The organism is Kribbella sp. NPDC031520 (assembly GCF_055580825.1).
The window spans coordinates 590,964-615,953 of sequence record NZ_JBVIKS010000003.1 but is presented as its reverse complement, the minus strand read 5'-3'; the positions used below and the strand labels follow the sequence as shown (position 1 = coordinate 615,953).

Here is a 24,990-nt window from a genome sequence, read left to right as displayed (position 1 = left end):
CAGCCAGCAGCCGCGCCGCCGGGCGGACCCTCCGACAACGGAGCCCCGCCTGAGGCTACGCCTGGCCAGAACCAGGACCAGTGGCGTTACAAAGGCTGGGGCCCGCAGGGACCGGCCGGCCAGTACCAGGGCCCGTACGCCGCCTACGCTGCGCGCATGAGCGCCCAGGCAGGTGTCACCGGCGGCTACACCGGTCCGTTCAGCAGCTCGTCCTACCTGCCACCGGGGCAGTCCGCGCCGCGCTCGGACGCGCCGCGCCGGGCGTACCGCCGTACCGAAGGACGCGTGATCGCCGGTGTTGCCGGTGGGATAGCGGATCACCTCGGGATCTCGGACACTGTCGTACGGCTGGTGCTGATCGCGACCACTGTGTCCGGCGGCTTCGGCGTACTGATCTACGCGGCGCTGTGGTTCCTGATGCCGCTCGCACCCGAGACGGTGCCGGGCGCACCGGGCCTGGCCGCGCACACGCGCTCCGGGATGCGGACCGACGAGCCGCCGGCGCCGGTCGCCGAGGCGAAGCAGCGTAAGCGGGAGAAGAGCCGCGGCCAGCTGCCCGCGCTGGTCGCGATCGGGATCGGTGTGCTGATCCTGTTGCAGGTCGCCGGGCTCGGCATCGCCGGGAAGCTGTTCTGGCCGCTGGTGTTCGCGGCGACCGGTCTCGCACTGATCTGGCGGCAGGCCGACGAGGCCCAGAAGGACAAGTGGACGCAGGACATCCGCGTCCCGTTCCTCGGCCTGGTGCTCGGCAAGGGCGGCTGGAAGTCGCTGGTCCGGATCGCCGTCGGCCTGGTCCTGCTCGGGACTGCGGTCACCCTGTTCCTGGTCCAGAACGGCCGCCTCCAGATGGTCGGCGACGTACTGATCGCCCTGCTGCTCGCGGTGGTCGGGATCGGCGTCATCGCCGGCCCGTGGGTGCACCGGCTGACCCGCGACCTGAACGCCGAGCGCGCCGAGCGGGTCCGCTCGCAGGAGCGCGCCGACATGGCCGCCCACCTGCACGACTCGGTGCTGCAGACGCTGGCGCTGATCCAGAAGCAGGCCGAGGACCCGAAGGCGGTCGCGCGGCTGGCACGTTCCCAGGAGCGCGAGCTGCGGTCCTGGCTGTACGACGAGGAGCACGACGCCGGCCAGACCGTCACCGGGGCCGCGAAACAGGCCGCCGCGGAGGTCGAGGACTCGCACGGCGTACCGATCGAGGTGGTCACGGTCGGCGACTGCGACCTGACCGAGCAGCTGGCGTCGATGGTCCGGGCCGCCCGGGAGTCGATGGTGAACGCGGCCAAGCACTCCGGTGCGGCGAAGATCGACGTGTTCGTCGAGGTGGACGGCGACCGGGTGGAGATGTTCGTCCGGGACCGCGGCAAGGGCTTCGTGGTGGACGACGTCCCGGACGACCGGCTCGGCCTGCGGCACAGTGTGATGGGCAGAATGGAACGGCACGGCGGGCGCGCGACAGTGCGGTCCGATCCGGAGACAGGGACCGAAGTGCGACTGGAGATGGACAGATGAGTAGCAGGCGCGTTGTCGTCGTCGACGATCACGACATGTTCCGGGCCGGGGTACGCAGCGAGATCGGCAGCTCGGTCGACATCGTCGGGGAGGGTTCCGACGTCGACACCGCGGTCAAGGCGATCGTCGGTACCGAGCCCGACGTGGTGCTGCTCGACGTCCACCTGCCGGGCGGCGGTGGTACCGAGGTGATGAAGCAGGTGCACCAGCGGCACCCGGACATCAAGTTCCTGGCGCTGTCGGTGTCGGACGCGGCCGAGGACGTGATCGGCGTGATCCGGGCCGGCGCCCGCGGGTATGTGACCAAGAACATCTCCGGCACCGAGCTGGTCGACGCGATCAACCGGGTCGCCGAGGGCGACGCGGTGTTCTCACCGCGGCTGGCCGGCTTCGTCCTGGACGCGTTCTCCGGCGCGATCGACATCGCGTCGGTCGACGAGGACCTCGACCGCCTCTCCCAGCGCGAGCGGGAGGTGCTGCGGCTGATCGCCCGCGGCTACGCGTACAAGGAGGTCGCCCGCGAGCTCTTCATCTCGGTGAAGACCGTGGAGACCCACGTCTCGTCCGTACTCCGCAAGCTCCAGCTCTCCAACCGTCACGAACTCACCCGCTGGGCCACCGACCGCCGCCTGGTCTGATCACGCACTGCCCGCGCGAGCCCTGGCCGGTGGCGCGTTTCGGCCAGGGCATACATGCGCCACACCGTTGCGGCGGTCCGGGCTTGGCGGCTGTTATACCGTCGACTCTTATGGAGCGGAATCTCACAGCCGATCAGCTCGCGCTCTTCGAGAAGGAGTTCGCGTCGAACCCGCAGTACCGGGTGATGCAGAACGCCGTCACGCAGACGCCGGTCAACAGCATTGCCCTGGACCGTCAGGTCCTCACCTCGATCGACCATTCGGTGTCGAACCAGTTGGACGACTGGAAGGTGACGAACCAGAAGAAGAGCGGGCGGTGCTGGATGTTCGCCGGCCTGAACCTGCTCCGGGTCGGTGCCGCCGAGAAACTCGGCGTCAAGGACTTCGAGTTCTCCCAGAACTACGTGCTGTTCTGGGACAAGTTCGAGCGGGCGAACTTCTTCCTCGAGGCGATCATCGAGACCGCGGACCGCGACGCCGACGACCGGACCGTCGCGCACCTGCTGTCCGACCCGATCGGTGACGGCGGCCAGTGGAACATGTTCATCGCGGTGGTCCGCAAGCACGGCCTGGTGCCGAAGTCGGCGATGCCGGAGAGCGAGAGCTCGTCGGCGACCGCGCAGATGAACGACATCCTCCGCAAGCTGCTCCGCCAGGGCGCGCGCGACCTGCGGACGCTGGAGGGCGAGGAGGCGCGCCGCGACCGCAAGGGCGAGATCCTCACCACCGTGCATCGGGTGCTCAGCATCCACCTCGGTACGCCGCCGCAGAAGTTCCTGTGGCAGTGGAAGGACAGCGACAAGGGCTTCCACCGCGACGGCTGGGTGACGCCGACCGAGTTCGCCCGGGCGTACGTCCAGCTGCCCGTCGACGAGTACGTCTGCCTCGTGCACGACCCGCGGTCGACCAGCCCGGTCGGCAAGACGTTCACCGTCGACTTCCTCGGCAATGTCATCGACGCGCCGCCGGTGGTGTACCTGAACGTCGACATCGACCTGATGAAGAAGCTCACCCAGGACGCGATCGTCGGCGGCGAGCCGGTCTGGTTCGGCTGCGACGTCGGCAAGCAGATGAACGCCGACCTCGGCTTCTGGGACGCGAAGCTGTACGACTACAGCGCCGTCTACGACACCGAGTTCACGCTGGACAAGGCCGACCGCCTGGTCCACCACGAGACCCTGATGACGCACGCGATGCTGTTCACCGGCGTGGACGTGGTGGACGGCGAGCCGCGCCGCTGGCGGGTCGAGAACAGTTGGGGCGACGAGAAGGCCGACAACGGCTTCTGGACCATGAACGACTCGTGGTTCGGCGAGCACGTCTTCGAGATCGCGGTCCGCCGCTCCGCGCTGCCGGCCGAGTTGCAGGCGCGCCTGGACGACGCGCCGATCGTGCTCCCCGCCTGGGACCCGATGGGTGCCCTAGCCCAGTAGTTCCAGCGCCTCGGCCGGACGCTCCAGAGTCGGCAGGTGGCCGGCCCAGGGGAGGTGGATCCGCTCCGGGGCCGGTAGCCGGTCGGCGAGGTAGTCCGCGCTGTCGGTGAAGAACGCGAAGTCATGCGCGCCCGTGACCAGTCGCACGGGCGCGCTGATCTTTTCCGGCTCGACCGGCCATTCCTCGTTGTCGACGTCGCCGGCCGCCAGCTGTACGTCGTACGCACGCTTCTGCATCACCCGGAGCAGCTCGCGGGCCTCGTGGTCCGCGTCGGGGCCGATCCAGCGGCGTACGGTCAGGTCGGTCGCGCCGTCGACGTCGCCGGCCTCGAGCAGCTTGTTCTCCTCGGCCCACAGCGCCCGGAGTTCGTCGTCCGGCTGCACGTTGTCGGTCGGCGCGCAGAGCAGCACCAGCCGCGAGAACAGCTCCGGCCGGCGACTCGCCACCTGCTGTACGACGTACCCGCCGTACGACGCCCCGACCGCCGTCACGTCGTGCGCCTGGAGCTCCTCGAGCAGCGCGAGTACGTCGCCGGCGTCGGAGTACTGCGGCGCCGACGGCGACTCGCCGTACCCGCGCAGGTCGAGGGTGATCACCCGATGGCTGGTCTTCAGCTCCGCCACCTGCTGTGCCCACATCCGTGAGTCGGCAACGCCGGCGTGCACCAGCAACAAATCCGGGCCGTCCCCGGTCACTGCATGAGAAATCGTCATGGCTGAACCCTCCCTGCCGGGAGGCTTGTGCGGCAAATCGATTACACGCGAACGACGGTGAACGCCTCCGCGTAGTGGTTGGCCGGAAAGCCTGCGGTGGCAGCGACGCGGGCGAAGTTGGCGCGGATGCCGGTGCGGAGACCCTCGGGGTCGCGGTGCTGGCTGGTGTGCGACATCAGCGCGGCCAGCTTCTGATCGAACGTGTCGGTGATGTCGACGTAGTGGTTGGCCGTCGGGTGGTCGATCATCCACAGCTCGCCGACGTCCCAGGCCTCTTCCGGCAGGTCCGGGTACGCGTACGGGTTGCCGGCGGCCGGGTAGAACGCGCGGACCGTCGCCTCGGCCGCGGCCAGGTGGTCCGGGTGGGAGACCTGCAGGCGGTTCCACGAGCGCTCGGGGGACTGGGTGAGGATGCGCTGCGGGCGGACCGTACGGATCACCCGGCTGATGTCGCGGACCAGGCCGGCGGTCGGCTCGACGGCGCCGTCCTGGTACCCGAGGAAGTGCAGCTCGCGGACGCCGACGTGCTGCGCGGCGGCCGTCTGCTCGGCCCGTCGGACGGCGGGAATCTCGGCGCGGTCCCGCTCCGGTTCGAAGCCGCCGGCCTGACCGTCGGTGACGATGCAGTACTGCACCTCGATGCCGGCCTTTGTCCACAGCGCGACGGTGCCGGCGCCGCCGAAGTCGATGTCGTCGGGGTGCGCGACCACCACGAGGATCCGCTCGATCTCACTGTCAGGTCGTGGTTCAGTCACGGGGCTGACCATAACTCTTGGTGCGGGCGGGCACAGTGGAATTCATGGAGTTCGGTGGCACCTGCGATCCAGAGGACGCCGGCTTCGATCCCGATCGGCTCGCGGAGGCGATCGGGCTGATCGAGGCGCGCGGCGGGATCGCGCAGTTGTGCGTCGTCCGGGACGGGCGCGTGGTGCTCGACCGCTCCTTCGGGTGTTCACCGAACGCGTTGTTCTGGCTCTTCTCCGCGAGCAAGCCGTTCGTCGCGGTGGTGATCCACCAGCTGGTCGAGGCCGGTCGGTTGCACCTCGACGACGCGGTGGCGGCGTACTGGCCGGAGTTCGCGCGGAACGGGAAGCGCGAGATCACCGTCCGCGAGGTCCTGCGGCACCGGTCTGGGCTGTCGCACGCCGGCTCGTACGCGGGCGAGGCGCGGGCGATGAGCGACTGGGAGCGGTCGCTGCGCCGGATCGAGGACGCCAAGCTGCGCTGGCCGATCGGGACGGTCGCGTACAGCCCGCTGGCGTTCGGGTTCGTCCTCGCCGAGGTGGCCCGCCGGTGCAGTGGAGTGCCGATCGAGGAACTGGTACGGCGGGGGATCCTCGAACCGCTCGCGCTCGGCGACACCTTCCTCGGGGTGCCCGCCGAGCGGTTGGACCAGTACGTACCGATCAAGGCCTCCGGTGCGGCCGGGCCGTTCCTCCAGTCGGTGCTGAACCGGCGGAGTACCCGCGCGGCGGTCGTACCGGCGGCCGGGGTGTCGACGACGGCGCGGGACCTGGCGACGTTCTACCAGGGGCTGCTGGTCGGCGCGCTGCTCGCCCCGGCGACGCTGGCGGTCGCGGTCGAGCCGAGCAGCGAAGGCGAAATGGACCGAACTGCTCGGGCGCCGATCCGCTGGTCACAAGGGTTCCAGCTGGGCGGACCACGTTGGCTGGAAGGCGCGCGGACGTCGCTCGGGTCGCTGAGCAGCCCCCGTACGTTCGGCCACAACGGCAGCAACTGCTGCATCGGCTGGGCCGACCCCGACCGCCGGATCGCGTACGCCTATCTGACGAACCGGGTCGGCCGCCCCCACGCCGACCTCGCCCACCACGCCGCGGTCGCCGACAAGGTGCTGGAGGCGGCGGGGACCTAACAACAGGAGGTGTCGCCCTCAGCGGCCTGCCCGACCTTCGCCGCACGCTGCTGCTCGGTCGATCGAGCCCGGCACCTCCTGTCGTTCGGGCCTCACGTCAATGCCGCGAGTGGTGCCCGCTCGGCGATCACGTGGTCGACGAGCCCGTACTCCTTGGCGCCCTCGGCGGTCAGGACGTGGTCGCGGTCGGTGTCGTGCCGTAGGCGCTCGACGGTCTGGCCGGTGTGCCGCGCGAGGATCTCCTCGACCTGGCCGCGGACCCGGACCACCTCGTCGGCCTGCAGGATCAGATCCGGGATGGTGCCCTGGCCGCGGCCGGCCGGCTGGTGCAGGACCACCCGCGCGTGCGGGAGGATCGCCCGGCGCCCCGCCGTACCCGCCGACAGCAGCACCGCCCCGGCGGAGATCGCCTGGCCGACGCCGTACGTCGCGACCGGCGACTGGATGTACTGCATGGTGTCGTAGATCGCCAGCATGGCGGACATGTCGCCGCCCTCGCAGTTGATGTAGAGGTTGATCTCCGACTCGGGACTGTCCGTCTCCAGGTGCAGGAGTTGGGCGATGATCGCATTCGCGACACCGGAGTCGATCGCCGTACCGAGGTAGATGACCCGCTCGGTCAGCAGGTGCGAGTAGACGTCCATGATCCGCTCACCCCGCGGGTGCGACGCGATCACATTGGGAATCGTGTAGCTGCTCATGCCGCTGCCCTCCCTGGCATCACCTGGTCGAACGACTCGACGATGTGGTCGATGAACCCGTACTCGCGGGCCTGTTCCGCGGTGTACCAGTGGTCGTGCAGCGAGTCCTCGTGGATCACGTCGAACGGCTGCCCGGTGTCGGTCGCGATCAGCCCGAGCACGGTGTCGCGGATGTGCCGCAGGTCGTTCGCCTGGATCTCGATCTCCACCGCGGAGCCGCCGATCCCGGCCGAGCCCTGGTGCATCAGTACGCGGGCGTGCCGCAGGGCGTACCGCTTGCCCGGCGTACCGGCCGACAGCAGGAACTGTCCCGCGCTGCAGGCCAGCCCGATCGCCAGCGTCGACACGTCGCACGGCACCAGCCGCATCGCGTCCCGGATCGCCAGCATCGACGGCACCGAGCCGCCGGGGGAGTGGATCCAGAACGCGATGTCGGTGGCCGGGTCCTGGGCCGCCAGCGTCAGGATCTGGGTCGCCAGCAGGGTTCCGAGGTCGTCGTCGAGCGCCCGGTCCAGTACGACGATCCGCTGCTCGAACAGCCGCTGCCGCGCGCTCTCGTTGAACAGCGGGGGTTTCATGTCTTCTGCCATGTCTTCAAGGGTTGTCCGCGCCGGCCCGTACATCCCAGCTTTTCTGCTGACGGCAAGTCTGCCGACAGCAAATCCACGCTCGGCACCGTCGTTTTCGGTAACTGTCGGCGGGAGCGCCTAAGGTGTTGGGTGATGACTACGCTGTTCTCGCCTGATGAGCTCCCGGTGCCGCTGGAGGAGCCCAAGACGTCCCGCCCCGACCCGGACAAGCTGCTCGAAGGGCTGAATCCGCAGCAGCGGGCGGCGGTCGTGCATGCCGGGAAACCGCTGCTGGTGGTGGCCGGTGCGGGCTCGGGCAAGACCCGGGTGCTGACCCGGCGGATCGCCTACCTGCTGGCCGCGCGGGACGCGCACCCGGGATCGATCCTGGCGATCACGTTCACCAACAAGGCCGCCGCGGAGATGCGCGAGCGGGTGGTGGACCTGGTCGGTCCGCGGGCGAAGATCATGTGGGTCTCGACGTTCCACTCGTCCTGTGTGCGGATCCTGCGCCGCGACATCAAGCGGTTCGGGATCAACTCGACGTTCTCGATCTACGACGACACCGACTCGCGCCGGCTGATGACGCTGGTCTGCCGCGAGCTCGACCTGGACGTCAAGCGGTACAACCCGCGCGCCGTGCTGAACTGGATCTCGACCCAGAAGAACGAGCTGATCGACCACGAGACGGCCGCCGCGAAGGCGGAGAACCATCTCGAGGAGACGTACGCCGAGTGCTACCGGATCTACCAGGAGCGGCTCGCCCAGGCGAACGCACTGGACTTCGACGACCTGCTGATGACCACGGTCAACCTGCTGCAGGCCTTCCCCGAGGTCCGGGAGTACTACCGCCGTCGCTTCCGCCACGTGCTCGTCGACGAGTACCAGGACACCAACCACGCGCAGTACACGCTGATCCGCGAGCTGTGTGGTGAGGATCCGGCGGACTACAACGGCCCGACTGCGCCGCCGGCCGAGCTGATGGTGGTCGGCGACTCGGACCAGTCGATCTATGCCTTCCGTGGCGCGACGATCCGGAACATCCTCGCCTTCGAGGAGGACTTCGCCGGCGCCGAGACCATCCTGCTGGAGCAGAACTACCGCTCCACGCAGACGATCCTGACCGCGGCCAACGCGGTGATCGCGCGCAACGAGGGCCGGATGGCGAAGAACCTCTGGTCCGACCAGGGCGCGGGCGAGCAGATCGCGGTGTACGTCGCCGACAACGAGCACGACGAGGCGCAGTTCGTCGCCGACGAGATCGACCGGCTCGCGGATGCCGAGGGTGTGAGGCCGTCCGACGTCGCCGTGTTCTACCGGACCAACGCGCAGTCGCGGGTCTTCGAGGAAGTCTTCATCCGCACCGGCCATCCGTACAAGGTGGTCGGCGGCGTCCGGTTCTACGAGCGCAAGGAGGTCCGCGACGCGCTCGCGTACCTGCGCGTGCTGGTGAACCCGGAGGACACCGTCTCGCTGCGCCGGATCATGAACGAGCCGAAGCGCGGGATCGGCGACCGGGCCGAGGCCGCGATCGAGGCGCTCGCGCAGCGCGAGCGGATCTCGTTCGCGCGGGCGATGCGCCGGGCGCAGGACGCGCCGGCGATGGCGTCCCGCTCGCTGAACGCGGTGCAGGCGTTCGTGGACATCCTCGACGAGCTGACCGCGATGGTCGACTCGGGCGCCCCGCCGGACGACATCCTCGACGTAGCGCTGCACCGCTCCGGGTACCACGAAGCCCTGCAGAAGTCGCCCGATCCACAGGACGAGACCCGCCTGGAGAACCTGGACGAGTTCATCTCGGTGGCCCGGGAGTTCGTCGAGGAGCGGACCGCGGCGGGTGAGCCGGCCGACCTGCAGGCGTTCCTGGAACGGGTCGCGTTGGTCGCGGACGCGGACCAGATCCCGGACGCGGCCACCGAGGGCGTGGTCACGCTGATGACGCTGCACACCGCGAAGGGCCTGGAGTTCCCGGTGGTGTTCCTGACCGGCATGGAGGACGGGGTCTTCCCGCACTCCCGGTCGCTGACCGACCTGAGGGAGCTCGAGGAGGAGCGGCGGCTCGCGTACGTCGGCATCACCCGGGCGCGGCAGCGGCTGGCGATCTCCCGGGCCGCCGTGCGTTCCGCGTACGGCGCTCCGCAGCACAACCCGCCGTCCCGGTTCCTGGAGGAGATCCCGGCCGAGCTGCTCGACTGGCGGCGGGACGAGTCCGCGATCACCCGCTGGTCCGGCACCGGCACGACCCGTGGGAGTGGGATCCCGAGCCGGTACGAGCCGGCCCGCAAGACTGCGTCCGACAAGCCCGTGATCAGCCTCAACCCGGGCGACCGCGTGGTGCACGACAGCTTCGGCATGGGCACCGTCGTCGTGGTCCGCGGTGAAGGCCAGCAAGCGCAGGCCGACATCGACTTCGGGTCCGAAGGCGTCAAGCGGCTGCTGCTGCGGTACGCACCGGTGGAGAAGATCTGAGTCCGCGGGTCGTCTACGCGGTCAAGGAGCCGGAGTCGCCCGGCGGCGGGATCCGCGTCCAGGCGAAACACGTCGAGCTGCTCCGGGCGGCGGGGATCGATGCGGCGCTGTGGTTCCGCAAGCCCGGGTACCGGCCGCCGTGGTTCAGTACCACCGCACCGGTCGTCGGCGGCGATCAGCTCGAGTTCGGCGCCGACGACCTGCTCGTCGTACCGGAGCTGTACCTGTTGCCGGGCGTGGATCCGGCGCCCGGTGTCCGCAAGGTGATCTTCAACCAGAACCACTTCCTGACGTACTGGTCCTGGCGTGACACCAGCGACTATCCCGGCTGGGATCCGGTGCCGGAGGTGTGGGCGGTGTCGCGGGAGAGCCGGGACGTCCTCGGGCGGTTGCATCCCGAGCTGCCGGTGCGCCTGATCCCGAATCCCGTCGACACCGAGCTGTTCCGGCCGGCCGTGTCGCGGGCGCGGCGGATCGCGTGGATGCCGCGGCGCCGGCCGCTCGAGGCGACCGTACTGGATCGCCTGCTGCGCAACGACCCGCGGTCCGGCGGCGTCGACCTGGCCGTCCTCGCCGAGCTCACCGAGGCGCAGGTCGCGGCGGCCCTCGGCGGTACGTCGGTGTTCGTCGCGCTCGGTATCTCGGAAGGATTCGGCCTACCGGTCGCGGAGGCGCTGGCCGCCGGCTGCCTGGTCGTCGGGTACCCGGCCGGTGGTGGCGAGGAGCTGTTCGAGGCGCCGGGCACCTGGCGGATCGACGACGCCCGGCCGCACCTGCTCGCGGATCGTGCGCTCGAGCTGGTCGACGTACCGGCGGACGACCCCGTCCGGGCCGAAGCCCGGGAGTGGGTCCGGGAACGCTACTCGGACGCGATCACGTCGGCCGCGCTGCTGACCGCGGTCGAGTCCGCCCTGGCCCTGCCCGGCCGCCCCGGCACCGCGACCCACCCGATCGTCTGGCCGGACGATCCGGTCGCCTCCGCCGAGCGCGCCGCGCCCTGGCGACCCGCCTAAACGGGCGTTTGCCGGGAGATTTGTCAAGTTTTGGACCGGTTGCGTTGCATCTGGGCCGGAGATTGAGACAATCAAGGATCTTCGGCCCCTCCCGGAAGCGCGCCCCTATGCCCAAGTCGTCGGCCGCCAACCGCCGGATCATCCTGGCGGGAGCCAATCCTGGGCTCCGGCTGTTCGACGAGCACGGCAAGGTCACGGCGTACGCGTCGATCTGGATGGTGGACTGGTCGATCCGCGGCTCCGGTACGGCTGTGGTCCTGTGGTTCGACGGGATCGTCCGGGTGGTCTCTGAGGACGTCGACCTCGCCGCCTGGCTGGAGCGGTACTTCGTCCGCTCGTTCCTCGAGGTCCAGGGTCTGCCGTGGCACGAGCCGGCCGTCGAGCGGGACCTGGTCCAGGTCTCGATGAACCTCGCCGACGGGCTGAGCGCCAAAGCCGCGGACATCCAGATCGAGATGGGCGGGGTGCTGGACCGGCGGCTGTTCGCCACCGACAACTTCCAGCTCGCCGAGGGCAACCACAGCCTCAGCCTGGTGATCGCCCCGGTCCGCTCGGCCACCGTCTCGATCGGCGGCGCCTCGGTCCCCGGCTTCGTCCAGGTCGACGGCTCCCCGGACCGCCCCGGCTCCTCAGCCTTCCTCACCACCGCCGAAGTCTGGCAGCGCTGATCACCGGCTGATCACAAGCTGAACCAGTTCTCCATCCGTTCGACCGTCCGCTGATCGCCGTCGAGCATTCGCTGGAGCCGGAACAGGTACGCCGCGATGCCTGCCGCGCCCTGCATCCAGCCGACGCCGGGCGGCAGTAGCGGGTCCTCGTTGTGATGCTCGACGAACCGCCAGTAGCCCTCGGGGTACGCGTGCTCGACCAGCGTGTCACCCATCCGTACGGCGAACTCCAGGTCGGCCTTCTCGCCGTCGCGCAACCACGCGTCGAGGAACGCGTCGCCGACTCCCGCCGTACCGCAGCAGCGGCCGTCGTTGTCCCAGAAACCCGGATGCAGGCGCTCGGGGATCCCGGAGTACCGCACGCCGTCCAGACAGCGCCGGCGCCACGTCCACGGCGATTCACCGGCGATCGCAGGTACACCGGCGTACTCGAGGGCGCTGAACGCGAGCGCGGTACCGGCACCGCCGTGGCACCAGTTGTACGTGTACTCGTCGCCGTGCCGCTCTGCCCACGGGATCACCCGCGGCACCCGGAACCCGCGGTCGTCCCTGATGCCGAGCGTCACCAGGTGCTCGGCCCCGCGCCGCGCCACCTCGACAAGGTCGGACCGGCCGAGGTCGGCGCCCGCGATCGCGAGCACCGCCACGATCCCGGCGAGCCCGTGGGAGAAGTTCGGCATCTCGGTCGGCTCGTCGGACCGGAACCGCCGCGACACGAACTGCCAGTTGACCCCTGTCGGCAGCTCCTCCCGCTCAGCCAGAACCAGGTCCGCAGCCCGGTTGGCCAGGTCCGCGGCGTCGGTGCCGTGCCGCATCGCCCAGAGCGCGCCGAGCAGCACCGCACCGGTCCCCAGCGTGACGTCGTTCGCGACCGCGCCCGGCGCGTACCGAGGCTGGTCCAGGAAGCTCTCCGGCCAACCGTTGCTCGTCTCCAACGCGCGCAGCCGTTCCACACAGGCAGCCGTACCGGGCTGGTCGAGCGCCGTCAGCACGCCGATCGAGCTGACCAGCCCGCCGAAGAAGGTGGTCTCGGTCTGGGCCGGGATTGCGGCGCGGAGGCGGTCGCCGATCGCGGCGGCCAGGTCCTGCTCGGTCCGTGTCCACCGGCGGGTCAGGCGGATCTCCGCGAGCGCGTACGCCAGCCCGCCGATGCCGCGGTGCATGCCGTCGTGGTCGTCGTCGGACCGGTCGTGGCCGGCGAACTCGGTGATCCACGGGCCGTCGTCGTCCCATCGGACCTGGTCCAGCACCCAGGACCACGCCGTCTCAGCGAGAGCGCCGTACGTCATGGCCGGGCGTTCCGGAGCCGGATGCCGCTCCACTCGAGCGTGCTGGCGATCACCGCGGCCCAGAAGTCGTGCAGCCGCGGCAGCACCCGGAGCTGAATGCCCGCGTCGTCGTGCAGCCCGAAGAGGTCGCCGACCCGCTCCGGCGGACCGAGCGGCTGGACCTCAGAGCTCGAAACGAAAGCGGCGTCGTGCTCGACGAATGGCTCGGCGGGCAACCTGTACGCGTAAAGGGAGACGGATCGCATCGCATCCAGCCAGCCGTACTCGACCGCGTGGACGCGGGTCCCGGAGCCGGAGCCGATGATCCGCTCGCAATCCTCAGTGGTGGTGTCCGGCCCGACCCAGGCCAGCGCCCGCGGGCAGTCGCGGGGGAACCAGTAGTCCGGAGCGCGGTCGTGGCCGACCGCCCAGACGAACGGCGTGACCTCCCCGTTCGTCCGGGCGACGTACGGCTTGAAGGTCGTGATCGTGGGATCTTCGGAGAAGTGCAGGACCTCACCGGCTGCCGGGCGCATGCGCCGCAGCTTAGCCGGGTGGGGGTGTGTCACATGGAGGTGTACGGGTTCAGTCCGCAGTGGTTGCGCAGCCACGGGTCCGGGTCGACGGCCGGGCCGCCGTCCGGGTGCACCTCGAAGTGCAGGTGCGGGCCGGTGGTGTTGCCGGTCATCCCGACCGCGCCGACCTGGTCACCGGCGTACACGGTCTCGCCGACCGACACGCTGAACTTCGACATGTGGTTGTACCAGGTGACGGTGCCGTCCTCGTGCCGGACCTGGACCTGGCGGCCGTACGGGCCGGCCCAGTCGGCGAAGATCACCACGCCCTTCATCACCGCGCCGATCCGGGTACCGATCGGGGCGGCGAAGTCGAGGCCGGTGTGGTTGTGCGCCCAGCGGTTGCCGCCCTGCCCGAAGGTGGCGGTGATGTGGTAGCCGGTGAGCATGATCTGGCAGCGGGTGGCGGACTCGCGGGCCTTCTGCTCGGCGGCCTCGGCCTTGGCCTTCGCGAGGGCCAGCGCGCTCGCCCGCTTGGCGGTGAGGGCCTGGCTGGCGGTCAGCTTCGCGGCCCGGGCCTTGGCGAGTGCACTGGCCGCGGACTGCTTCTTGGTACTGGTGTCGGCCAGCTGGACCCGGGAGGAGTCACGGGTGGCGAGCTGGCGCGCCTGGATGCGTGCCGTGGTGATACCGGACAGCTGCTGCCCACTGTCCAGGCTGAGGGCCGCGAGGTTGACCGCGGAGTTCGCCTGGGTCGGTGACGCCAGCGAGCTGTGGCTGAAGCCGACAGCTCCGGCTGCCGCGGCGAGCGCGGCGGTCAAACCGACGATCTGGGTACTGCTGGGGGTGTTACGCCTGGCGACGCGATGCTTGGCACTGTGACGTCCTGCGCCGTTCTTGCGCGCAGCGTTGCCGGGCGTGACGCGGTCTCCCGCGGCACGGTGCTGGGACACAACGTGGCCTTTCGGTCACAGGGGAGGGGCTCGAGGAGAGCTAGGGGTGCTCTTCTCCGGCCTTCCGGAGGGTTTGTTCCCGGGAGGATTCACAGACCATAACGGAAGGGTCACGGGGTGACAAACCCCGCCACCCACTTTTCCGGCGCGCCTTCACGAAACTTTTGCATGCGCGGCTGCACGTGCATCCGCTCGGAGCGCCCAGAACGCTTCCCGGTCAGGCAGTTCTGGGCTCTTCGTCCAGGTGCGCCAGGGCTCCGGTGATCCGGTGCACGACCTCGCCGTGGAACGGCAGGGACAGATGGCCCACGCCGTGCACCCGGACGTTGCTCGCCAGCAGGTCGGCGTGCCGGATCCGGGCCCGGCGCTGCGGCACGATCAACTGGTCGACGTCGCTGTAGAACGCGATGAACCTGGTCCGGCAGTCCGGTGCCGGCTCGGCCAGTTCCGCCATCAGGTCGCTGTCCGGCCGGACCTGCTTGACCAGCGGCCACGGCAGCAGCTTGGCGGCCATCGTGCCCTCGTGCGGCGTGCCGAGCGTGACGCAGGTGTGCACGCGGGCGTCGCCGCCGAGTCGCTGGACGTAGTACCGCGCGATCAGGCCGCCGAGGCTGTGGCCGATGACGTGGATCTGGTCGGAGCCGGACGCCTCGCAGATCGCCTCGATCTCACGGCCCATCCGCTCGGCGGTGCGGCGTACGTCCAGGGTCAGCGGCGAGTACGAGAACGTGTGGATGCTGCTGTACCCGCGCCGCGCGAGGTGCCGGCGCATCAGCGCGAAGACCGTGTGGTTGTCGATGATCCCGTGCGCCAGCAGGATCGGCGTACCGGCGGCCCGGACGTCGTTGACGAGCAGGCCGCGCTGCGCCGGGCCGAGGCCGGTCAGGTTCAGCCGGGCGGGCAGCGCCGGCGTACGGCCGACCAGGCCGAGCGGGTACATCGCCAGGTGGGTGGTCAGCCAGCCGAGCTCGACCGCCGCACCGTGCAGCACGCTCGGCGAGAGCGCCGAGCGGGCACCGTACGCGAGTCCGTCCAGCGCGCCGCGGACGTCGTCCTGCCAGCTAGTCATGGGCGACTCCTCACCAAACCAGACCCCCCGATGGTCCGATCACTTTCAACGGTAACCGGTTCCCACCAACCGTGTGGGGGAACACACGCGTCCGTGTCTTATCCGTGAGTGAAGGGGCGGGTTAGCCTGCCCCCATGCCTGCTACGAGCCCGTTGCGCATTGTCGTCGCCAAGCCTGGTCTGGACGGTCACGACCGTGGTGCGAAGGTCGTCGCCCGCGCCCTGCGGGACGCGGGCATGGAGGTCATCTACACCGGCCTGCACCAGACCCCGGAGCAGATCGTCGAGACCGCGATCGCCGAGGACGCGGACGCGGTCGGGCTGTCGGTGCTGTCCGGCGCGCACATGACCCTGTTCAAGCGGGTCCGCGAACTGCTCGCCGAGCGGGAGGCCGAGGACATCGTGGTGTTCGGCGGCGGGATCATCCCGGACGCCGACCTGGAGCCGCTGGCCGAGCTCGGCGTCCACAAGATCTTCACGCCCGGGGCGACCACCACCGAGATCGTCGAGTGGGTCCGGACGAACGTGGGCGACGCCTCCACCACAGCGTGACCGATCGGAACACTTCTGAACAGCTATCCCCGTTTCAGCAAGGTTACTAATCGGTAATACCGAATCGTTAGGAAATGCCCGGTTGTGCGGGCTTCCCAAACGCGGTCGCATACAGCCATACGGCTGACCGTTTCAGAGACCGGGGTGAGGCTGTGTGTGGCTCAGAACACATCGGCCGATTCTCGGTTACTGTCCGGACAGGGCGGATCGCAGCGCGGTGGGGGACTGCGAACTGTCGCCGTAGGACCCAAGCGACGTCCCGAATCGGGAGAGGGCAGGTAAACGATGAGGTTTGAACGATCACACGCACGTGGGACGGCGTTCGTCGCCGTCGCAGGCAGCCTGGTGCTGCTTGCCGCCGCGTGTGGTAGTGGCAACAACGGAAGCAGCAGCAGCGGGGGCAGCTCGGCCGGCGCACTCGACGGCCGGGGCCCGATCACGTTTGCCACCGGCAAGGACACGTCCGGCTTTCTGCCGAAGCAGATCGAGGCGTGGAACTCGGCGCACCCGAACGAGAAGGTCGAGCTGAAGGAGCTGCCCGAGGACGCGGACGCGCAGCGGCAGCAGATGGTCCAGAACGCGCAGGCCAAGTCCGACGCGTTCACGGTGCTCAACATGGACGTGGTCTGGACCTCGGAGTTCGCCGCGAACCAGTGGATCACCCAGATCCCCGAGGACAAGATTCCCGATCTGAGCAAGCTGATCCCGGCGACGGTGGAGACCGCGAAGTACCGCGACAAGCTGTACGGCGTGCCGATCACGTCCGACGGCGGCCTGCTGTACTACCGCAAGGATCTGCTGACCAAGGCCGGTGTCACGACCCCGCCGGCGACCTGGACCGACATGCTCACCGACTGCCAGAAGGTGGCCGCGCTGCCCGAGGCCAAGGGCATGAGCTGCTACTCGGGTCAGTTCGAGAAGTACGAAGGCCTGACGGTGAACTTCTCCGAGGCGATCAACTCGGCCGGCGGCGTCATCGTCGACAAGGACGGCAAGCCGAACGTCAACACCCCGGAGGCCAAGGCCGGCCTCGAGGAACTGGTGAACGGGTTCAAGACCGGCGCCATCCCGAAGGCCGCGATCACCTACAAGGAGGAGGAGAGCCGCCGCGCCTTCCAGGACGGCAAGCTGCTCTTCCTGCGCAACTGGCCGTACGTCTACTCGCTGGCGAACAAGACCGACGGATCCTCGAAGATCGCCGGCAAGTTCGCGGTCGCGCCGCTGCCGGGCAAGACCGGTCCGGGTGTCTCCTCGCTCGGTGGGCACGACTACGCGATCAGCTCGTTCGCCAAGAACAAGGCGACCGCCGTCGACTTCATCAACTTCATGGCCAGTGAAGCCCGCCAGAAGGCGAACATCACGGCCACGTCGCAGGCGCCGACCTGGGCGTCGCTGTACGACGACCCGACGCTGCAGAAGCAGTTCCCGTACCTGGCCCCGCTGAAGGCCTCGATCCTCGGCGCCCAGCCGCGGCCGAAGGTGGTCAAGTACGGCGACGTGACGGCCGCGATCCAGCAGGCGGCGTACGACGCGCTGAACGGCACGGTCGCGCCGGACAAGGCGCTCGCCGATCTGCAGACCAAGCTGCAGTCGTTGATCACGAACTGACCGTCGTGCCGGGGCCGGTGAGTGGTGCTGCTGTTACCACGCACCGGCCCCGGCCAGTCCGTGCCCGGGTGACGCCCGGGGAGCAAAGGAGTCTCAGGTGACTGCAAGTGCGCCGGTCGTCGAACGTCCGGCCAAGAAAGAAAAGCGCCCACAACGCTTCGACGAGGGCACCGGCCGGCTGGCCGCGACCCTGCTCTCGCCGACGCTGCTCGTGCTCGCCGTCGTGGTCCTGTTCCCGATCATCTCGGCGCTGCGCGAATCACTGTTCCAGAGCGGCCAGCACCTGGACGCGAACGGGTTCGTCGTCCAGGGGTCGCAGTTCGTCGGGCTGAAGAACTACGCCGACATCTTCCGCGGTGACACCGGCACCCGGTTCTGGAACGCCTTCTACAACACGACGTTCTTCACCATCGTCTGCGTGATCCTCGAGACCGTCCTCGGCGTCGCGATGGCGCTGGTGATGGCCAAGGCGTTCAAGGGGCGGGGTATCGTCCGGGCCAGCATCCTGGTCCCGTGGGCGATCCCGACGGTCATCTCGGCGCTGCTGTGGAAGTGGATCTTCCAGGCCGACGGTGTCGCCAACAGCCTGATCGGCAGCCAGGTGCTGTGGTCGACGGAGGGCTGGCAGTCCAAGCTCTCGGTGGTCATCGCCGATACCTGGAAGACCGCACCGTTTATCGGCCTCCTGGTCCTGGCCGGGCTGCAGACCATCCCGGCCGAGGTCTACGAGGCCGCCAAGGTGGACGGTGCCAACGCCTGGAAGACGTTCACCAGGATCACGCTGCCGCTGGTGAAGCCGGCGCTACTGGTGGCGGTGCTGTTCCGGATCCTCGACACGCTGCGGATCTTCGACCTGCCGTTCGTCCTGGTCGGTGCGCACAAGAACTCGGTCGAGACGCTCTCGATGCTGGCGTTCGACGAGGCGAACAACGTCCGCTACGGCCCTGCGGCCGCCTATGCGACGGTGCTGTTCGTCTACGTCGCCGTGGTGGCGTATCTGTTCGTGAAGATCCTCGGCGCCGACGTGATCGGTGAGGCGAGGGCCAAGAAGCCGGGTGGCGGCGGAGGCAAGGGGAAGCGGCGTCGTGAGCGCGAAACGGCTCCTTCGATCGCTCCTGCCGCGGCGAGCAACACAGGATTGGGTGTCTGATGGCTACCGCAACTGCACAACCCCGCGCCGACATCGCCAAGGTCCGGGCCGCGGAGGTCAGCCCGGTCAAACGCTGGCTGCCGCTGGTCGGCGTCGCGCTCATCGTGATCTACTGCCTGGCGCCGTTCTACTGGATGGTGGTGTCGGCGTTCCGCCGGCCGTCCGACCAGTTCTCGAACAAGTTCATCCCGGCGCCGTTCTCGATCCAGAACTTCAAGGACGTGTTCAGCGGCGACAACGGCTTCGGCCGGGGTCTGCTGAACAGCCTGATCGTGGCCGGGACGGTGACGATCCTGACGCTGGTCATCGGCATGGTCGCGGCGTACACGCTGGCCCGGCTGGACTTCACGGGCAAGAACGTGGTGCTGGCGATCATCATCACCACGTCGATGTTCCCCGGCATCTCGCTGGTCGTACCGCTGCTGAAGCTGTTCGTGAACATCCACTGGATCAACACCTACCAGGCGATGATCGTGCCCAGCCTGTCGTTCGCACTACCGCTGGCGGTGTGGAACCTGACCGCGTTCTTCCGGCAGATGCCGCAGGAGCTCGAGCAGGCGGCAATGGTGGACGGCTGTACGCCGGCCCAGGCGTTCCGCAAGGTGATCATTCCGCTGGCGGCACCGGGTGTGTTCACCACCGCGATCATCACGTTCATCGCGGCCTGGAACGAGTTCCTGATCGCGCTGAGCATGACCAACAAGAAGTCGATCCAGACCGCGAACGTGATCGTCTCGCAGTTCACCGGTACGACGGGCCGCGACCAGCCGTTCGGCAGCCAGATGGCCGCCGGTGTGGTGGTCACGATCCCGCTCGTCATCGCCGTACTGCTGTTCCAGCGGCGGATCGTCGCCGGCCTGACGGCAGGTGGTGTCAAGTGAGCGACGACCGCGCCCGCCGCGACCGCGAAGACCGGGAGCGCCGGGACCGGGAGGATCGCGCCCGCCGGGACCGCGAGGACCGGGACCGCCGGGACCGGGAACTCCGGGACCGCGACAGATACCGCTGAACGAGAAACGGCCGGAGCCCATTGGCTCCGGCCGTTTCTCGTTGGTCAGACCTGCAGCCAGACCGTGGTGTCGACCGGTAGCTCGCCGTTGGGGAGCGGCTCGCTGCTGAGCAGGACCTTCGTGTGCGTGGGCAGGGGGACCGGGGCGTCGGTCAGGTTGACGACGCAGCGGAAGCCGGGGTCGCGGGTGAAGGACAGGACGCCTTCGGGGGCGTCGGGGTCCCAGGTCAGGCGGCCTTCGCCCAGGGCGGGGTGGTCGTGGCGGATGCGGAGGGCCGCCTTGTACAGGCTCAGGTGGCTGTCGGGGTCGCCTGCCTGTGCTTCCGCGGTCAGACCGGACCAGTCGGCCGGCTGCGGGAGCCAGGGCTGGCCGGTGCCGGGACCGAAGCCGTACGGCGGTTCCGCGCCGGACCACGGGATCGGAACCCGGCAGCCGTCGCGCCCGCGGACCGTGTGCCCGGAGCGCTCCCAGGTCGGGTCGTCGAGCTTGTCCTCCGGCAGGTCCTCGACCTCGGGCAGACCGAGCTCGTCACCCTGGTAGATGTACGCGCCACCCGGCAGCGCCAGCTCCAGCAGCGCAGCGGCCCGGGCCCGGCGCAGACCGAGCGCGAGATCCGTCGGTACGACGCCCGCACCCTCCAGGGCGTCCTTCAGTTCGCGGCCGTACCGCGTGCGGTGCCGGATCGTGTCGTGGTTGCTCAGCACCCACGTCGCCGGCGCGCCGACCGCCCACAGGTTGTCGGTGGTGTGGTCGATGACCTCGCGCAGTTCCTTCGCGTCCCACTTCGCCCGCAGCGCGTCGAAGTTGAACGCCGAGTGCAGCTCGTGCGGGCGGACGTACTGCGCGAGCCGCTCGGCCGGCGACAGCCACGCCTCGGCCACGAACACCCGCGGTCCTTGCGGCGTGTCGGCGTACTCGTCGGCGATCGCCCGCCAGCGCTGGTGGATCGTGTGCACCCCGGGCTGGTCGTAGAACGGGTTCCCGACGTACTTCTCCCGGGTCGGCTCGCCGTTCTCCACAGGTACGTCGGGCAGGCTCGCGTCCTTGGCCATCGAGTCGGCGACGTCGATCCGGAACCCGTCCACACCGCGGTCGAACCAGAACCGCAGGATCGAGTCGAACTCCTCGATCACCTTCGGGTGGTCCCAGTTCCAGTCGGGCTGCGAGATGTCGAACAGGTGCAGGTACCACTGCCCGTCGTCGATCTGCTGCCAGGCCGGCCCGCCGAACGCGGCCGGCCAGTTCGTCGGCGGCTTGCCGTCCTCGGTGTCGCGGAACCAGAACAGGTCGCGCTCCGGCGAGCCCTTTCCGGCGGCCAGCGCGGCCTTGAACCACGGGTGCTCCCAGGAGCAGTGGTTCGGCACCAGGTCGATCAGGATCCGCAGGCCGAGCGCGTGCGCCTCGGCGATCAGCGCGTCGGCGTCGGCCAGGGTGCCGAACTCCAGGTTGATGTCGCGGTAGTCGGCGACGTCGTACCCGCCGTCGAGCAGTGGGGACGGGTACCACGGGCTGATCCAGATCGCGTCCACGCCGAGGTCGGCGAGGTACGGCAGCCGGGCGCGGATCCCGTTCACGTCGCCGGTGCCGTCACCGTCCGCGTCGGCGAACGAACGCGGGTACACCTGGTAGACAACGGCACTACGCCACCAGTCGTCAGCTGGTCTGGTTTGAGGATCGGTCATGCGAACCAGCCTCGCACGACCGTGGGAGGGCCTGTGACCGTCGTCTCAGCCAGTACCCCGGCTGTTGCTCTCGGCACAAGGGTGGCTAGTGTCAGGAATCCGTACAGGCGAGAGAGGGACCACACTCGTGGATCTGATGGAATTCCAGGCGAAGACGGTCTTCGCCAAGCACGGGGTGCGGACGACCGTGGGTGAGGTCGTCACGACTCCGGAGGAAGCGCGCGCGGCAGCCGAGAAGATCGGCGGCCGGGTGGTCGTGAAGGCCCAGGTCAAGACCGGCGGCCGCGGCAAGGCCGGCGGCGTCAAGCTGGCCTCGAGCCCGGACGAGGCGGAGGAGAAGGCCCGCGAGATCCTCGGGCTGGACATCAAGGGTCACGTCGTCAAGATCCTGAACATCGTCCCGGCCGCGGCGATCGCCGAGGAGTACTACTTCTCGTTCCTGGTCGACCGGGCCAACCGCAACTACCTGTGCATCGCCTCCGCCGCCGGCGGTATGGAGATCGAGGAGGTCGCGCACACCAACCCGGACGCGGTCGCGCAGATCTCGATCGACCCGGCCACCGGGGTGGACGAGGCGAAGGCGCGGGAGATCGCCACCGCGGCGAAGTACCCGGCCGACGTGATCGACGCCGTCGTACCGGAGATCGTCAAGCTGTACGAGGTGTTCATCGCCGAGGACGCGTCGCTGGTCGAGGTGAACCCGCTGGTCAAGCTCGAGGACGGCAACGTCGAGGCGCTGGACGGCAAGGTCACGCTGGACGAGAACGCGGACTTCCGGCACCCGGAGCACGCCGAGTTCGAGGACGTCTCGGCGGCCGACCCGCTGGAGGCGGCGGCCAAGGCCAAGGGCCTGAACTACGTGAAGCTGGACGGCTCGGTCGGCATCATCGGCAACGGCGCGGGTCTGGTCATGTCCACGCTCGACGTCGTCGCGTACGCCGGTGAGGAGTTCGGTGGCGTGAAGCCGGCCAACTTCCTCGACATCGGTGGTGGCGCGAGCGCCGAGGTGATGGCGAACGGCCTGGAGATCATCATCTCCGACCCGCAGGTGGAGAGCGTGTTCGTCAACGTCTTCGGCGGTATCACGGCCTGTGACGCGGTCGCGAACGGCATCGTGCAGGCGTTCGAGCTGCTGGGCTCGCGCGGTGAGCACGTCACCAAGCCGCTGGTCGTCCGGCTGGACGGCAACAACGCCGAGGAGGGCCGCCGGATCCTCGACGAGGCGGGCCTCGCCGGTCTGGAGCGGGTCGACACGATGGACGGCGCCGCCAAGCGCGCCGCCGAGCTGGCTGCGAAGTAAGGGATCGCCGAACAAATGTCTATCTTCCTGACCAAGGACAGCAAGGTCATCGTCCAGGGCATGACCGGCTCCGAGGGCACCAAGCACACCACCCGGATGCTCGCCTCGGGCACCAACATCGTCGGCGGCGTGAACCCGCGCAAGGCGGGCCAGAGCCAGGACTTCGACGGCAAGTCGGTGCCGGTGTTCGGCACCGTCGCGGACGCGGTCAAGGAGACCGGCGCGAACGTGTCGGTCATCTTCGTACCGCCGAAGTTCACCAAGGACGCTGTACTGGAGGCCGTCGAGGCCGAGGTACCGCTGGTCGTGGTGATCACCGAGGGCGTGCCGGTGCACGACACCGCCGCGTTCTTCGCCGCCGCGCAGGCCTCCGGCAAGACCCGGATCATCGGCCCGAACTGCCCCGGCATCATCACCCCGGGCGAGTCGAACGCCGGCATCATCCCGGCCAGCATCGCCGGCCAGGGCCGGATCGGCCTGGTCAGCAAGTCCGGCACGCTGACGTACCAGATGATGTACGAGCTGCAGGACTTCGGGTTCTCGACCGCGATCGGGATCGGCGGCGACCCGATCATCGGTACCACCCACATCGACGCGCTGCAGGCGTTCCAGGACGACCCGGACACCGACGCGATCGTGATGATCGGTGAGATCGGTGGCGACGCCGAGGAGCGGGCGGCCGCGTTCATCAAGGAGAACGTGACCAAGCCGGTCGTCGGGTACGTCGCGGGCTTCACCGCGCCGGAGGGCAAGACCATGGGTCACGCCGGCGCGATCGTGTCCGGCTCGTCCGGCACTGCGGCCGCGAAGCAGGAGGCCCTCGAGGCCGTCGGCGTGAAGGTCGGCAAGACGCCGTCCGAGACCGCCAACCTGATGCGCGAGATCATGCAGGGCCTGAGCAAGTAAAAGCCCTGATGCGGGGCCTGTCTCTTCGGGGGCAGGCCCCGTCTTCTATTTGTAGGCCGCGGAGCGGTCCACCGCGCGGACCAAGGTCTCGTTGAACGCGGTGTCGGTGATGTCCAGGTCCTTCAGGACCGGGAACAGCAGGTAGACCACGCGGTCCCCGGCCCCGGCGATCCCGATCCGGTAGTGGAACTTCTTCCCGTCGCCGCTGTCGTACGTCGCCTTCCAGCTCTTGCCGCTGACCGTGCTGGTCTTGACCGTGCCGGTCGACTCGACCTGCGCGTTCGAGACGTTCTTCTCGCAGGCGTCGACGTTCTTCCGGATCTTGTCCAGGAACGCCGCGGCCGCCGCGGCGGTCGGGAACCTCGCGACCGTGTCGTCGAGCCCGAACTCGGTCGGCACCTTCGCCTCCGGCGTCACGTACGTGATCGTGCCGTACTTCTCCGCCTTGGCCTTCTTCATGCTGAGCTTCTCGCAGCCGGTGCCGTCGATGGTCTGGGCCGGGGCGCTCACCCACGCCTTGTCGACCTCGGCGAGCAGCGGCAGGTCGACCGGAGCCATGAAACCCGGGGTGTCGACGTTCGGCAGCAGGGCCGGCTTCGCCAGCGGCGCGCCGGTCCCGCAGCCGCCGGTCTCGGAGCAGATCTTCTTCGCCGCCGCGCTGGTGGCGGCCAGTACGAGATCCGGCCGTGGCGGGGTCGCGGCGGTCGTGTCGTGCTCGACGACCATCGTCGCCTGCCCCGCCAGCGTCACCGAGACCGTCTTGTACTTCGTCGTCTTCGCGCCCGGCACCTGTCCGAAGACCGCGATCACGCCGCTGTCGCCGACGCCGGTGGTCATGTACCCGGCCGACAGCCGGGTCTGCGGGGTGGTGCACTGGCTGAGCCAGCGGACGACCGTGTTGTACGTCTTCGCTGCGGTGGTCTTGTCGTTGGACACGTCGATGTACTGCACGGCGGTGTCCTTGGTGGTCGCGTTCTGCAGCGTACGGACCCAGGTCCGCAGGCCGGACGGGTCCGCGAACCGTTGCAGCTGGCATGCGAACGAGGTGTCCGGGGCCGAGTCGCCGCCCGCCGTACCGGTGACCGTCCAAGCGCCGGTCGCGCCGAGCGCCTTCGCGCCGGTGGCGTCCAGCAGCACCTTGGCGTCGGCCAGGACGTTCGACTGGCTGGACTTGTCGTCGCTCGGGCTGCTGCCGGCCTTCGGTCCGGAGCCGTTGTCGCCGCCGAAGGCGTTCAGCGCGGCGACACCACCGCCGCCGACCAGCACCACGACGGCCGCACCCGCGGCGATCGTCTGGTTCCGCTTACGCGCCTGGCGGCGCCGCGCCTCCCGGGCAGCGGCGCGTGAGCCGCCGCGTTGTCCACGGTGGGAACCGGCCAAAGCTCGAC

At 69.2% G+C, this 24,990-nt stretch carries 24 protein-coding genes; 14 read left to right on the top strand and 10 right to left on the bottom strand.

Annotated features, from left to right (window positions below; all coding sequences use genetic code 11):
• Positions 1–156 precede the first annotated feature (156 nt).
• From ACZ5BU_RS18325 to ACZ5BU_RS18315, 3 genes are all read left to right on the top strand, one after another.
• Entirely contained in the window at positions 157–1,512 is a 1,356-nt protein-coding gene (locus ACZ5BU_RS18325) for a PspC domain-containing protein (RefSeq protein ID WP_465700296.1), read from the top strand.
• Positions 1,509–2,150 (top strand): response regulator transcription factor, encoded by a 642-nt coding sequence (locus tag ACZ5BU_RS18320; protein ID WP_359938519.1) that lies wholly within the window; start codon positions 1,509–1,511, stop codon positions 2,148–2,150. Before ACZ5BU_RS18325 ends, ACZ5BU_RS18320 begins: the two co-directional genes overlap by 4 nt.
• 110 nt (positions 2,151–2,260) lie before the next feature.
• Entirely contained in the window at positions 2,261–3,583 is a 1,323-nt protein-coding gene (locus tag ACZ5BU_RS18315) for a C1 family peptidase (RefSeq protein WP_465700294.1), read from the top strand.
• Here the strand turns inward: ACZ5BU_RS18315 and ACZ5BU_RS18310 are convergent.
• Both ACZ5BU_RS18310 and ACZ5BU_RS18305 read right to left on the bottom strand, forming a co-directional pair.
• A complete protein-coding gene (locus tag ACZ5BU_RS18310; protein WP_465700292.1) occupies positions 3,572–4,297 on the bottom strand; it encodes an alpha/beta fold hydrolase in 726 nt (241 codons plus the stop codon). The two genes, ACZ5BU_RS18315 and ACZ5BU_RS18310, sit on opposite strands and share 12 nt — an antisense overlap.
• Before the next feature lie 41 nt (positions 4,298–4,338).
• Positions 4,339–5,052, bottom strand: coding sequence for a PIG-L deacetylase family protein (locus ACZ5BU_RS18305; protein WP_465700291.1), 714 nt, complete (start codon positions 5,050–5,052; stop codon positions 4,339–4,341).
• 44 nt (positions 5,053–5,096) lie between these two features.
• Here ACZ5BU_RS18305 and ACZ5BU_RS18300 point away from each other — a divergent pair, with 44 nt between their 5' ends.
• Positions 5,097–6,170: a serine hydrolase domain-containing protein gene (locus ACZ5BU_RS18300; protein WP_465700289.1), complete on the top strand. Its 1,074-nt coding sequence runs from the start codon at positions 5,097–5,099 to the stop codon at positions 6,168–6,170.
• 92 nt (positions 6,171–6,262) lie between these two features.
• Here the strand turns inward: ACZ5BU_RS18300 and ACZ5BU_RS18295 are convergent, their stop codons facing one another.
• A complete protein-coding gene (locus ACZ5BU_RS18295; RefSeq protein ID WP_465700287.1) occupies positions 6,263–6,871 on the bottom strand; it encodes a ClpP family protease in 609 nt (202 codons plus the stop codon).
• Positions 6,868–7,461, bottom strand: coding sequence for a ClpP family protease (locus tag ACZ5BU_RS18290; protein ID WP_465700285.1), 594 nt, complete (start codon positions 7,459–7,461; stop codon positions 6,868–6,870). Before ACZ5BU_RS18290 ends, ACZ5BU_RS18295 begins: the two co-directional genes overlap by 4 nt.
• A gap of 132 nt (positions 7,462–7,593) precedes the next feature.
• On the opposite strand from ACZ5BU_RS18290, the gene pcrA reads away from it, so the two are divergent.
• From pcrA to ACZ5BU_RS18275, 3 genes are all read left to right on the top strand, one after another.
• Entirely contained in the window at positions 7,594–9,909 is a 2,316-nt protein-coding gene (gene pcrA, locus ACZ5BU_RS18285) for a DNA helicase PcrA (RefSeq protein ID WP_465700284.1), read from the top strand.
• A gap of 236 nt (positions 9,910–10,145) precedes the next feature.
• Positions 10,146–10,922, top strand: a complete 777-nt coding sequence (locus ACZ5BU_RS18280; RefSeq protein WP_465701065.1) for a glycosyltransferase — start codon at positions 10,146–10,148, stop codon at positions 10,920–10,922.
• 107 nt (positions 10,923–11,029) lie between these two features.
• Positions 11,030–11,590, top strand: coding sequence for a hypothetical protein (locus ACZ5BU_RS18275; RefSeq protein ID WP_465700283.1), 561 nt, complete (start codon positions 11,030–11,032; stop codon positions 11,588–11,590).
• An 11-nt stretch (positions 11,591–11,601) separates the two neighbouring features.
• Here ACZ5BU_RS18275 and ACZ5BU_RS18270 read toward each other — a convergent pair whose 3' ends face one another.
• From ACZ5BU_RS18270 to ACZ5BU_RS18255, 4 genes are all read right to left on the bottom strand, one after another.
• Positions 11,602–12,912, bottom strand: a complete 1,311-nt coding sequence (locus ACZ5BU_RS18270) for a lanthionine synthetase LanC family protein (RefSeq protein WP_465700281.1) — start codon at positions 12,910–12,912, stop codon at positions 11,602–11,604.
• Positions 12,876–13,394: a DUF6886 family protein gene (locus ACZ5BU_RS18265; protein ID WP_465700280.1), complete on the bottom strand. Its 519-nt coding sequence runs from the start codon at positions 13,392–13,394 to the stop codon at positions 12,876–12,878. The genes ACZ5BU_RS18270 and ACZ5BU_RS18265 overlap by 37 nt, the downstream gene beginning before the upstream one ends.
• 29 nt (positions 13,395–13,423) lie before the next feature.
• Complete coding sequence (locus ACZ5BU_RS18260) at positions 13,424–14,326, bottom strand: M23 family metallopeptidase (protein ID WP_465700278.1); 903 nt, start codon at positions 14,324–14,326, stop codon at positions 13,424–13,426.
• A 217-nt stretch (positions 14,327–14,543) separates the two neighbouring features.
• On the bottom strand, positions 14,544–15,395 hold the full coding sequence (locus tag ACZ5BU_RS18255; protein ID WP_465700276.1) for an esterase/lipase family protein: 852 nt from the start codon (positions 15,393–15,395) through the stop codon (positions 14,544–14,546).
• 134 nt (positions 15,396–15,529) lie between these two features.
• Between ACZ5BU_RS18255 and ACZ5BU_RS18250 the strand changes: the two genes are divergently transcribed.
• The 5 genes from ACZ5BU_RS18250 to ACZ5BU_RS18230 all read left to right on the top strand — a co-directional run bounded on the left by ACZ5BU_RS18250 (position 15,530) and on the right by ACZ5BU_RS18230 (position 19,713).
• A complete protein-coding gene (locus ACZ5BU_RS18250; RefSeq protein ID WP_465700275.1) occupies positions 15,530–15,946 on the top strand; it encodes a cobalamin B12-binding domain-containing protein in 417 nt (138 codons plus the stop codon).
• Between the two features lie 285 nt (positions 15,947–16,231).
• Positions 16,232–17,554: an ABC transporter substrate-binding protein gene (locus ACZ5BU_RS18245; protein ID WP_465700274.1), complete on the top strand. Its 1,323-nt coding sequence runs from the start codon at positions 16,232–16,234 to the stop codon at positions 17,552–17,554.
• 97 nt (positions 17,555–17,651) lie between these two features.
• A complete protein-coding gene (locus ACZ5BU_RS18240; protein ID WP_465700272.1) occupies positions 17,652–18,704 on the top strand; it encodes a carbohydrate ABC transporter permease in 1,053 nt (350 codons plus the stop codon).
• On the top strand, positions 18,704–19,585 hold the full coding sequence (locus tag ACZ5BU_RS18235; RefSeq protein WP_465700270.1) for a carbohydrate ABC transporter permease: 882 nt from the start codon (positions 18,704–18,706) through the stop codon (positions 19,583–19,585). Before ACZ5BU_RS18240 ends, ACZ5BU_RS18235 begins: the two co-directional genes overlap by 1 nt.
• Complete coding sequence (locus ACZ5BU_RS18230; protein WP_465700269.1) at positions 19,582–19,713, top strand: hypothetical protein; 132 nt, start codon at positions 19,582–19,584, stop codon at positions 19,711–19,713. The genes ACZ5BU_RS18235 and ACZ5BU_RS18230 overlap by 4 nt, the downstream gene beginning before the upstream one ends.
• A gap of 45 nt (positions 19,714–19,758) precedes the next feature.
• Here ACZ5BU_RS18230 and ACZ5BU_RS18225 read toward each other — a convergent pair whose 3' ends face one another.
• Positions 19,759–21,396, bottom strand: coding sequence for a glycoside hydrolase family 13 protein (locus ACZ5BU_RS18225; RefSeq protein WP_465700268.1), 1,638 nt, complete (start codon positions 21,394–21,396; stop codon positions 19,759–19,761).
• A gap of 127 nt (positions 21,397–21,523) precedes the next feature.
• Between ACZ5BU_RS18225 and sucC the strand changes: the two genes are divergently transcribed.
• Positions 21,524–22,696 (top strand): ADP-forming succinate--CoA ligase subunit beta, encoded by a 1,173-nt coding sequence (sucC, locus tag ACZ5BU_RS18220; protein ID WP_465700266.1) that lies wholly within the window; start codon positions 21,524–21,526, stop codon positions 22,694–22,696.
• A 15-nt stretch (positions 22,697–22,711) separates the two neighbouring features.
• Entirely contained in the window at positions 22,712–23,602 is an 891-nt protein-coding gene (sucD, locus tag ACZ5BU_RS18215; protein ID WP_344199493.1) for a succinate--CoA ligase subunit alpha, read from the top strand.
• A 45-nt stretch (positions 23,603–23,647) separates the two neighbouring features.
• Here the strand turns inward: sucD and ACZ5BU_RS18210 are convergent, their stop codons facing one another.
• On the bottom strand, positions 23,648–24,982 hold the full coding sequence (locus tag ACZ5BU_RS18210) for a hypothetical protein (protein WP_465700265.1): 1,335 nt from the start codon (positions 24,980–24,982) through the stop codon (positions 23,648–23,650).
• Positions 24,983–24,990 lie beyond the last annotated feature (8 nt).

Excerpts from the sequence above, each read along its gene's own strand:
- ACZ5BU_RS18325 (WP_465700296.1), top strand. The coding sequence starts at position 157 with ATGAGCGCCCAGGCAGGTGTCACCGGCGGCTACACCGGTCCGTTCAGC.
- ACZ5BU_RS18320 (WP_359938519.1), top strand. The coding sequence starts at position 1,509 with ATGAGTAGCAGGCGCGTTGTCGTCGTCGACGATCACGACATGTTCCGG.
- ACZ5BU_RS18315 (WP_465700294.1), top strand. The coding sequence starts at position 2,261 with ATGGAGCGGAATCTCACAGCCGATCAGCTCGCGCTCTTCGAGAAGGAG.
- ACZ5BU_RS18310 (WP_465700292.1), bottom strand. The coding sequence starts at position 4,297 with ATGACGATTTCTCATGCAGTGACCGGGGACGGCCCGGATTTGTTGCTG.
- ACZ5BU_RS18300 (WP_465700289.1), top strand. The coding sequence starts at position 5,097 with ATGGAGTTCGGTGGCACCTGCGATCCAGAGGACGCCGGCTTCGATCCC.
- ACZ5BU_RS18295 (WP_465700287.1), bottom strand. The coding sequence starts at position 6,871 with ATGAGCAGCTACACGATTCCCAATGTGATCGCGTCGCACCCGCGGGGT.
- ACZ5BU_RS18290 (WP_465700285.1), bottom strand. The coding sequence starts at position 7,461 with ATGGCAGAAGACATGAAACCCCCGCTGTTCAACGAGAGCGCGCGGCAG.
- pcrA (WP_465700284.1), top strand. The coding sequence starts at position 7,594 with ATGACTACGCTGTTCTCGCCTGATGAGCTCCCGGTGCCGCTGGAGGAG.
- ACZ5BU_RS18275 (WP_465700283.1), top strand. The coding sequence starts at position 11,030 with ATGCCCAAGTCGTCGGCCGCCAACCGCCGGATCATCCTGGCGGGAGCC.
- ACZ5BU_RS18265 (WP_465700280.1), bottom strand. The coding sequence starts at position 13,394 with ATGCGCCCGGCAGCCGGTGAGGTCCTGCACTTCTCCGAAGATCCCACG.
- ACZ5BU_RS18255 (WP_465700276.1), bottom strand. The coding sequence starts at position 15,395 with ATGACTAGCTGGCAGGACGACGTCCGCGGCGCGCTGGACGGACTCGCG.
- ACZ5BU_RS18250 (WP_465700275.1), top strand. The coding sequence starts at position 15,530 with ATGCCTGCTACGAGCCCGTTGCGCATTGTCGTCGCCAAGCCTGGTCTG.
- ACZ5BU_RS18245 (WP_465700274.1), top strand. The coding sequence starts at position 16,232 with ATGAGGTTTGAACGATCACACGCACGTGGGACGGCGTTCGTCGCCGTC.
- ACZ5BU_RS18235 (WP_465700270.1), top strand. The coding sequence starts at position 18,704 with ATGGCTACCGCAACTGCACAACCCCGCGCCGACATCGCCAAGGTCCGG.
- ACZ5BU_RS18225 (WP_465700268.1), bottom strand. The coding sequence starts at position 21,396 with ATGACCGATCCTCAAACCAGACCAGCTGACGACTGGTGGCGTAGTGCC.
- sucD (WP_344199493.1), top strand. The coding sequence starts at position 22,712 with ATGTCTATCTTCCTGACCAAGGACAGCAAGGTCATCGTCCAGGGCATG.